Below are 9371 nucleotides of genomic sequence, written 5' to 3'. Positions count from 1 at the left end.
ATCTCTTCTTTGAAACCACCTGGTGCATCATAGAACGATTGAATCATTCCTTGCGCAACTCCAACATTGTTTGATCTTCCAATTATTGTTGAATCAGAAATTGCAAGTGGCGGTGTTGGCACCATCAGTTTGTTAAAGTCTAACAATAATTCTAATGTATTGTATTCATCCAATTCGGTTTTTAAAGACTGGCCTATTCTTAAATTGATTGGCAAGAAACCTCTTTCCCCTGATTCGGTGTAAGCTATCTTACCTCCAATATTCGACATATTGGTTCCAAAGGCATAAACAAATTCTTTCGTGGCAATTTTAATATCCTCATTCAAATAGTAAAATGAAACATCAGCAGCACCGGTAAGCCCTGCAGAAGAACCTGCACTTCCTAGTCCTTGCGTTAAATTCGAATAAATAAACTTACCCGTTAACCCAAGCGAAAATCTGTTTCCCATTTTTCTTGCATATCCCCCTTCTACAACGAATTCGTTTGGATTAGCAGTATTTAAAAAATTCCCATAGTTATCTGTAAAATCAATTGATCCTAGAGAAAAATAACGAAGTGAAACACCAACAGCTGAATTATTATCGATCTTCTTAAAGCCACTTAAATAAGCTAAATAAATATCATCAACTAACTCTCTTAACCAAGGGGTATAAGAAAGCGAAAAACCCATATCTTCTTCTAAATATGCCATTTTTGCTGCATTCCAATGTAACGAATTTACATCGGGAGATGAAGCAACACCTGCGTCACCTAAAGCAGACCCCCTTGAATCTGGAGATATTAATAATAACGGTACCGAAGGCGTAATTACATTTAAGTCTAATTGCCCTGCCAGTTCGCCGGTACTAATTGAAGTCTGAGCTGAAAGAGCTCCCCAACCTAGTGACAAACTGAATGCCACTACGATTACCTTATAGTAAAAATTTTTTTTCATAATTGTGCAGCTACAAATATAAGCTGAATATTTTTTAATACTACATTAATTTAATACCACTAATTTTTCATATTGTTCTGCAACTGAACCTTCCTCTGAACGTACTTTAATGTGATAAACGTATACACCCCTACCGATTTTTTCACCAAATGCATTTAATCCGTCCCACTCTATTCCAGAAACCCCTATTCCTCTAGTATTTACCGTGCTTATTATGGTATGGATTAAATTCCCAGCAACAGTAAATATTTGAATCTCTACGTCTAAAATAGATTTTGGACGGTTATGTTCAAAGAAAAACTTCGTTGAAGTAGTAAACGGATTTGGATAATTCAGGACGCGCTTAATTTCAAAATCTAAATTCCGAGCTACAACGAATTCTATTTCTTTTGAATTTGAATTATCATGAATATCCCATGCCTTTATAACTACACTATGAGTACCATCTTCTAATTCAGGTAGCTGATAGGCCACTATTCCATCTTGATATGAATCCAAGTTCGGCTCATAAGCAGAGCTCAAAAGTATTGGATTTGATACATCACCATCCAATATTGCAGTAATCTCATGCCCAATTCCATTCCCTACATTAATGCCACTGAAATCATATAATTCGGTAAATATTTGTGGGCTTGCAGAAACTAAATCACCGGACCTAAAACTTTGATCATTCACATAAACATTCAATTCAGGTCCTTCATTATCTATTGCAACGGAAGTATCAACTCCTCCTATAATAAAATTATTTAAAAACCCAGCCCCATCGAATCGCCCATCGCTCGAATAATAGCTAAACTTTCCCCTACCGAATTCCCGACCTACACTTTGCGGCACAACAAAAGTGAATTTAAAACCACCCTCACTAACACTTGCTTTGCCTTGAAAAAGGATATCATTACGCACTTCTATATGTACTGGAATACTTTGATTATCATTCCCCAGGGTTGAAATAATATTTACTTTATCGTAAAGTGTAACATATACTATTCCTGTATAATCGCTTACCTCATTACCATATTCATCGGTTATAGCACCTAGGACCTCTACTTTGCTCCTACCAAGAATTGTATCTGTAACCATCCCAAAAGAGTCTACACCATGCAATAAGCCTCTGTTATCAAGCCAACTATCTCCAATTTTTGTCGTTTCTATTTCATAAACAGGATAAGGCAGTGAAACTGCAGGGTCTCCAATAAGGGTAAAATTCCGATGATTAACCCCTGGATTCATATCATTCTTAGTTAGTCTAAAAAGATCCCCCAATCTGTGATGTCGCCCTTCTGATTTCTCGAACACATGATTGATATAAAATTTATTAAGCACAAAATTGGGAGAAGAAAACACCAACCTAACCGTGGTAAATAAAGCAATTCCCCCACCATTCGGATTTAACATCACGTATTCTCCGGCAGAAACCCTACTGGGATCATCCCACCGAGAAAACTCACATGTAGCTGTAACAAATATGGAAGATTATTAATATTATTCCAGTTATTAATATTTGAATTCCGAAGAAACCCTTCTTCCGTCCACCCTAATTCTCCTCCATGGCCAGTATAGTTTATAAATAACGCACCCGACTCTACTAATCTATCCAGAGCCTCTGTTGCACCAGGTACCAAATCTCCAGCCCCAGTAGTTACCTGCTTAAATGCATCCAGGTAAATTTTATTCACGTTAATAACCTTATTTGATTCTTCTAGCATTTCAGCCAGAGTCTCTGCCTGAATTTGATGAATATTAGAATCCTCATCATCACTTGTTATACCAACAATATTTCTCCACTTTCCAATTGAATTCTTACTGTAATAATTCATTATTTTATCTACAACTTGCCTGGCCTCCTGTATAGTATTAACAGGAATCCTTCCAACGCCTAAATCCAAATAATCTGCATCCATGGCATTCCAAACACCTTCAGTTGGATCTAAAAAAGCAAAATAATCGTCCGATACATATGACAAAGTCGAAGTACTAGACTCTGGTGATTGGTAGCTTGGAATAAGATTGTTATTTCCTTCTATTCTATCCTTACTATCGTAAGACCCATCCCCGAACAACAAAAGATAAAGAGGAAATTCAGAATTACTTCTTTCATAAAACATCCTTAAAAAATCTCTTATTGCTACAACATCTAATGCTCCGGAAGAAAACTCATTATAAATTTCATTGGGTGTTACTACCAATACCGTTAAATCATCCTCATCTCTATGGAATTGAGCCAATCTATTTGCCTGAAGCAATAGGCTCTGTGGTGAAATTATCACCATATCCGGAGATACTTCTGCATGCAGGTTTTGATTTACAATTACTTCAAAACTTATTGGAACTAGAAAATCATCCTCATCCTGAAAAACAACATATTTATTTAACGAATCTGTTAGTTCTACAAATGAAAAACTATCATTACTCCATGCCCCTTGAACAGAGTAGACCTTAGCATTATCCGTAATATTCCAAACGTGAGAACTAGACGAATAATTCCCAATAGTAAACTCCGAAACATTTCCAGCCCCAACAGAAAGTTTATCAAAAAACAGCATAGGGCTATTATCATATATTAACAATCTCCTAACCTCCAATTCATAATAGTCTAACCAAGCGAATGATGCAGTTGTATACTTATCATAACTTAATTGGAGGTCTAAATTCTCCTCAACTAAAAAATCAAATTCAGCCAACCCCGCCTTATAATAAGCCGTATAATACAATGGGTTTATTTTATTAATTTCAATTCTCTCTTTTAATTCGCCATTCAATAAAAGATTCATAAAACTACTAGTATCTGCGGATCGCGCAATACATCTCATTGTAACGTGAGAAGTTGAACTAGGATCTGGGTTTGAAATTTCATGATTAAAACTATAATTAACTTGTGTTTCAAAAACCTCTCCGAACCATTCACTCCCAGATTTAATCAAGTTATGTTCATCCAATTCATGTACTATTATATCGTCAAAAGAACTGACACTATTAGTTATGGAGCTATCACTACTAGGCACTTCTTCAATCCGCAAACCTTCCGTTGTAGAAACGGTAATGAAATAATATGATTGATTAGAATAAATATTTTTAACATGAGAATATGTTTTATCAAGGTAATTGAAAGTTACTTCATCAGGCCCCCCTCCATAAAACAACAAATAGTCCTCTTCATTGAAATCCCCATCGCTCTCTCCACTGATAAAGACAGCGTTTTCCAAAAGGTCATCAGCTCTTTTGGCAGAGTTTAATTTAGGCAACATGCCGCCGCCGTTCCCATACAATTTTATATTTCTTGGATCAATATGATCTACATCTATTCCAAGATTTTTAATGTATTCATAATCCAATTTATAAATCCCACTTGAGGATATCCCAATTTTATAAAAAACACCTGAATGAAGAATTGACGAAATTCCAAAGTTTGTGCTATGTGATTTGGAATAAACTAGTTCTGACTCTTCAACAATTCTTAATATGAGATCGAATGAGGTTAATTTTTCATATAAATTCGAGTTCTTTTTTCTACGTATTGGAATAAATGAAACGTTGCTAAAAGCGTTTCCTTTATCGTATCCAATTCTGGCTACTAAATTTATATTTTCATTTACGTTCTCGTTCTCTACTATCCTATTCTCATTTACATCAACATCTACATAAACTTCATTTGCTAGAGTCCAAATACATTTCCCATTCGTATTTACAAGAATTCTTTTTGAATAAATAGGTAAAGTACTCCTTCCTAGATCATACTCTGCACCAGTAAACGATAAAAATTCAACTTGAACAGAAGAGGATATATAGTTTTTATTAATCGCCTCCCAACCAAGTTTAACACTCCATTTCATATCTGATTCAGACATCGCATTGAACGAATACATCAGCAAAAAAAAGAAAATTACAATGTGCTTAATCATAAAGACTTAAAGGGGAGTTTTTGAGCTATTTAAATCTTTCAAATGGTGTAAAATGGAAGAGAAAATACGTCTAACGCTAAGTTATAGCTTTATTGCTGTCATTCATCGATATTATGTACCATTTATCGATTAATAAATAATACTTTCGATAACTTAATTAGCGTATTACTATAGTATAAGTAAATTTTCGTAGTTTTGAAATAGGTCAAATAATTCCTTTGCATGATTAAGAATTTTCATTTCTTGATAATACTTGCGGTTTTCGCAGGTGTTTCACAGACTGAACAGGCAGTTGCCCAGGATGCGCAGTTCACACAATTCTACGCAAACCAACTATATCTAAATCCTGCATTTGCTGGCGCTGAAAGGTGCCCACGTATGGCTTTAAACTACAGAAATGAGTGGCCTGCACTTAGCGGTCAATTTGTTACCTACAGCGCTTCTTACGACCAATATTCAGATCATCTTCAAGGTGGAATCGGCCTACTAATGAGTTATGACAATGCAGGGGCAGGAACTTTGTATACGCTAAATGTAAGTGGTATGTACGCGTATCAAATTCCTATAAACAGGCAAATTTCCCTTAGGCTTGCGATCGAAGCTGGAATTCATCAAAAATCTTTGAACTGGGAGAAACTGGTATTTGGAGATCAAATTGATGACAGATTTGGATTTACTCACCAACAATCCCAACAGGTAAAACCTCCAACGAATATCAAACCTGACTTTTCTGCAGGCACATTAATATTTAGTGAGACATTTTTCGCAGGGTATTCTGCCCATCATATTACACAACCTGATGAAGGGCTTGGTGGAACAAGCTTACTTCCAAGAAAACATACTGCGCACGCTGGTTTAGTCGTCCCGTTTAATGATGATCACCACGATTCTTTTATTTCACCAAATATTGTATGGCAAGCCCAAGGCGATTTCAGAGAATTAAACTTAGGGGTATTTGTGCAGAAAGGGCCAGCTGTTGTTGGACTATGGTATAGGAACGGAGATGCATTCATCGTTTTATTAGGAATGCATACAGATGCTTGGAAAATCGGCTACACATATGATGTAACCACATCTAAACTTAATATTCAAAATTCTAACGGGTCACATGAAATTTCTTTCGGAATGCACTTCCCATGTAAGCCTAAGGCAAAAGTATTTAGATTGGTAAATTGCCCATCTTTCTAATTTTTGTAACCTATTATTACTTTTAACGTATTAAACAAGATTGAGAAACTGATTTAAGCATTTAGTTATGAGAAAGATTAACATTACATACATTCTATATGGCATACTTGGAATTATCACTATGGTGCTAGTTTCATGTGCAGGAGGGCAACGATCAAGCGCTACTGGCTGGGAGTATAACAACAAGAACTTCGGGGCCTTTATGGTACTACCATATTTCGAACAAGAAACTGGTCCTGGATTAGTATTTATAGAAGGTGGATCCTTTGTAATGGGTCAAACCGAACAGAGTACAAACTTCGATTGGAATCAAACACCAAGAAAAGTAACTATCTCTTCTTATTATATGGATCAAACGGAAGTTAGAAATGTAGATTATCGTGAATACCTTCATTGGGTAACACGTATATACAACCTGGATTATCCTGAAATTGTAAGAAAAGCTCTCCCGGATACATTGGTTTGGAGAGATAAATTGGCATATAACGAGCCATACGTAGAGTATTATTTCAGACACCCTGCATATAGCTATTACCCTGTAGTTGGAATAAATTGGCTTCAAGCGAATGACTTTTGCAAATGGAGAACGGATAGGGTAAATGAATTTATTCTTGTAAGAGAGGGTATATTAGAATTAACACCTTGGGATCAAACAGTTGATGATTACTTTGATACAGATGCTTACTTATTAGGACTTTATGAAGGTGTGGTTAATAAACCTCTTCCCGATTTAGATCCTACTAGTGATGGAGAAAGAAAAGTAAGATTAGAAGATGGTATCCTTCTCCCTAAGTATCGACTTCCAACAGAAGCGGAATGGGAATTTGCAGCATACGGCTTAATTGGAAACACAATTGGAGAAAGAATTCCTAACAGAAGATTATATCCTTGGAATGGTAGAGCAGGATCAGTAAGGAATCCAGATGAAGCGTTCTTGGGTCAATATTTAGCCAATACCATGAGAGGACGAGGTGACATGATGGGTGTTGCAGGACAACTAAATGACAACGCAGATGTTACGTCTCCGGTTATTTCTTATTGGCCAAACGATTATGGTTTATTTAATATGGCTGGAAATGTTAGTGAGTGGGTTATGGATGTTTATAGGGCCATGAGTCATGACGATGTTTCTGAATTCAGGCCATTTAGAGGAAACGTTTTCCAAACAGTACTTAAAGATGAAGATGGTATTGTAATGGAGAAAGATAGTTTAGGTAGAGTTCAATACAGGAATGTTAGCTTGGATTATCCTGAAGATGAGCTTTCTAAAAGAAGAAACTACAGAAGATCTGACAACATCAATTCTGGAGATGGTGACACGAGATCACAATCTACGGATGACTGGTTAGCTCCTCCGGATCCTAAATCTTCTGAATCACAAGGAATGTACCGATATGGTGAGCAGTCTTTGGTAAATGATGAAGTGAGAGTATTTAAAGGAGCTTCTTGGAGAGACAGAATCTACTGGATGAACCCTGGAACAAGAAGATTCTTAGAGCAAGATGAATCTACGGCTACAATTGGCTTTAGATGTGCAATGGACAGAGTTGGTAGCCCTAACGCTTTCAACGCGCAGTACTAAAAAAGTATAAAACAGGAAACCCAAGTTATTTATTAACTTGGGTTTTTTCATGCCTTGATTTTGAATAACAGCATTGAACTTATACACTCCCTCTTTAATAATTGCACGGGGATTTCTATAGATACAAGATCCGTTACCAAAGGTGATCTATTCATCGCTCTTAAGGGTGATAATTTTAATGGCAATCTTTTCGCGAAACAAGCTTTGGATTCCGGTGCATCTTATGCCATTATTGATGAACCTTCTGAAAATGACGAGAGGTTTATCTTAGTGGATGATGCACTTAAATGCCTGCAAGATCTGGCAGCATATCATAGAACTAAAATTGGCACTCCTATTATTGGAATAACAGGTACTAATGGCAAGACAACAACCAAAGAACTGGTTAATTGTGTACTCTCAACAAAATACAATGTTCAAGCCACTATTGGGAATTTCAACAATCATATCGGTGTACCGTTGACCCTTCTATCTATTCGAGATGATCACGATTTCGCAATAGTTGAAATGGGCGCCAACAGCGTAGGGGAAATAAAAATGCTATGCGATATAGCGAAACCAAATTATGGCCTTATCACCAATATTGGCAAAGCACACCTTGGAGGCTTCGGAGGCCTTGAAGGCGTAATCAAGGCAAAGTCTGAGATGTACAACTACTTCAAGGAAAACGAAGGCAGCATCTTTATTAATACAGATAACATTCTCCTTACCAAACTAGCAGAAGGACTGAATCTGATATCTTACGGAGAAAACAAAGAAGCGACCTATCAAGGAGCACCTAAAATGAATGCTGATGTACTTTCCGTCATCATTACTCATGAAGGGGGTAAATATGAGGTACAGTCGCACCTTGTTGGGAAATATAATTTCGAGAATGTTATGTGCGCTATTTCGATAGGATTACACTTTGGGATTCCTGGAGAGAATATTTCAAAGGCAATTAACAAATACATTCCTACAAATAACAGATCTCAAGTTATTGATTCTCAATCAAACTACATACTTCTAGATGCATACAATGCGAATCCTAGCAGTATGACTCTTTCTATTAGTTCTTTTATTGATAAAGAATCAAATACAAAACACTTATTTCTAGGCGACATGATGGAGCTTGGTGAATACAGCAAAGATGAACACCAAAATATTGTAGACCTCTTGTCTGCAAACACTTCCTTGCACGTATATCTTATAGGAGAGCAGTTTAGTTTAACTGATATGCCTGAGCGTTTTATTTCTTTCAATAAAACGGAAGACATCAAAATCTGGCTAGCCACAAACCCAATATCAAATGGTTCGATTTTAATTAAGGGATCAAGAAGTATGCGATTAGAGGAGTTAGTGGAATTACTTTAAAAGATCTCTCGAAATCACAATCTTCTGAATCTCAGTTGTTCCTTCATATATCTGCGTAATCTTTGCATCTCGCATTAGACGTTCAACATGATACTCTTTTACATATCCGTAGCCACCGTGAATTTGCACCGCTTCTATTGTAGTGTCCATGGCAACTTTTGAGGCGTACGCTTTTGCCTTCGCACTAGCTATTCCGAAAGGCATACCCAAATCTTTTAAAGAAGCTGATTTCAAAGTAAGTAGTTTAGCTGCTTCAATATCTATTTCCATTGTGGCGAGCTTAAATTGAATATCCTGATGCTCAGCCAGTAGTTTACCAAAAGTTTTTCTTTCTTTAGAATACCTTACAGATAATTCAAAAGCCCCTTTTGCTATTCCTAATGCTTGGGCGGCAATACCAATTCGTCCCCCTTC

General features: G+C 36.5%; 7 protein-coding genes. 3 read left to right on the top strand and 4 right to left on the bottom strand.

What is annotated here, in order from left to right; translation table 11 throughout:
- From porV to porU (HRT72_00585), 3 genes are all read right to left on the bottom strand, one after another.
- The coding region (gene porV / locus HRT72_00595; GenBank protein NQY66214.1) for a type IX secretion system outer membrane channel protein PorV at positions 1 to 935 on the bottom strand (935 nt) is incomplete at its 3' end.
- Between the two features lie 45 nt (positions 936 to 980).
- A complete protein-coding gene (gene porU, locus HRT72_00590; GenBank protein ID NQY66213.1) occupies positions 981 to 2402 on the bottom strand; it encodes a type IX secretion system sortase PorU in 1422 nt (473 codons plus the stop codon).
- Positions 2330 to 4780, bottom strand: a complete 2451-nt coding sequence (porU, locus tag HRT72_00585) for a type IX secretion system sortase PorU (protein ID NQY66212.1) — start codon at positions 4778 to 4780, stop codon at positions 2330 to 2332. The genes porU (HRT72_00590) and porU (HRT72_00585) overlap by 73 nt, the downstream gene beginning before the upstream one ends.
- Before the next feature lie 276 nt (positions 4781 to 5056).
- On the opposite strand from porU (HRT72_00585), the gene HRT72_00580 reads away from it, so the two are divergent.
- The 3 genes from HRT72_00580 to HRT72_00570 all read left to right on the top strand — a co-directional run bounded on the left by HRT72_00580 (position 5057) and on the right by HRT72_00570 (position 8957).
- Positions 5057 to 6022, top strand: a complete 966-nt coding sequence (locus HRT72_00580; GenBank protein ID NQY66211.1) for a type IX secretion system membrane protein PorP/SprF — start codon at positions 5057 to 5059, stop codon at positions 6020 to 6022.
- Between the two features lie 67 nt (positions 6023 to 6089).
- Positions 6090 to 7604, top strand: coding sequence for an SUMF1/EgtB/PvdO family nonheme iron enzyme (locus HRT72_00575; protein NQY66210.1), 1515 nt, complete (start codon positions 6090 to 6092; stop codon positions 7602 to 7604).
- Between the two features lie 60 nt (positions 7605 to 7664).
- On the top strand, positions 7665 to 8957 hold the full coding sequence (locus HRT72_00570; protein NQY66209.1) for a UDP-N-acetylmuramoyl-tripeptide--D-alanyl-D-alanine ligase: 1293 nt from the start codon (positions 7665 to 7667) through the stop codon (positions 8955 to 8957).
- Here HRT72_00570 and HRT72_00565 read toward each other — a convergent pair.
- Positions 8949 to 9371: acyl-CoA dehydrogenase (locus tag HRT72_00565; protein NQY66208.1), on the bottom strand; the 423-nt coding region annotated here is incomplete at its 5' end. The genes HRT72_00570 and HRT72_00565 overlap by 9 nt on opposite strands.

This window comes from Flavobacteriales bacterium (genome assembly GCA_013214975.1).
Classification (GTDB): Bacteria; Bacteroidota; Bacteroidia; order DT-38; family DT-38; genus DT-38.
Note: the sequence above shows the minus strand (reverse complement) of the source record. Positions and strands in the feature narration are given on the sequence as shown.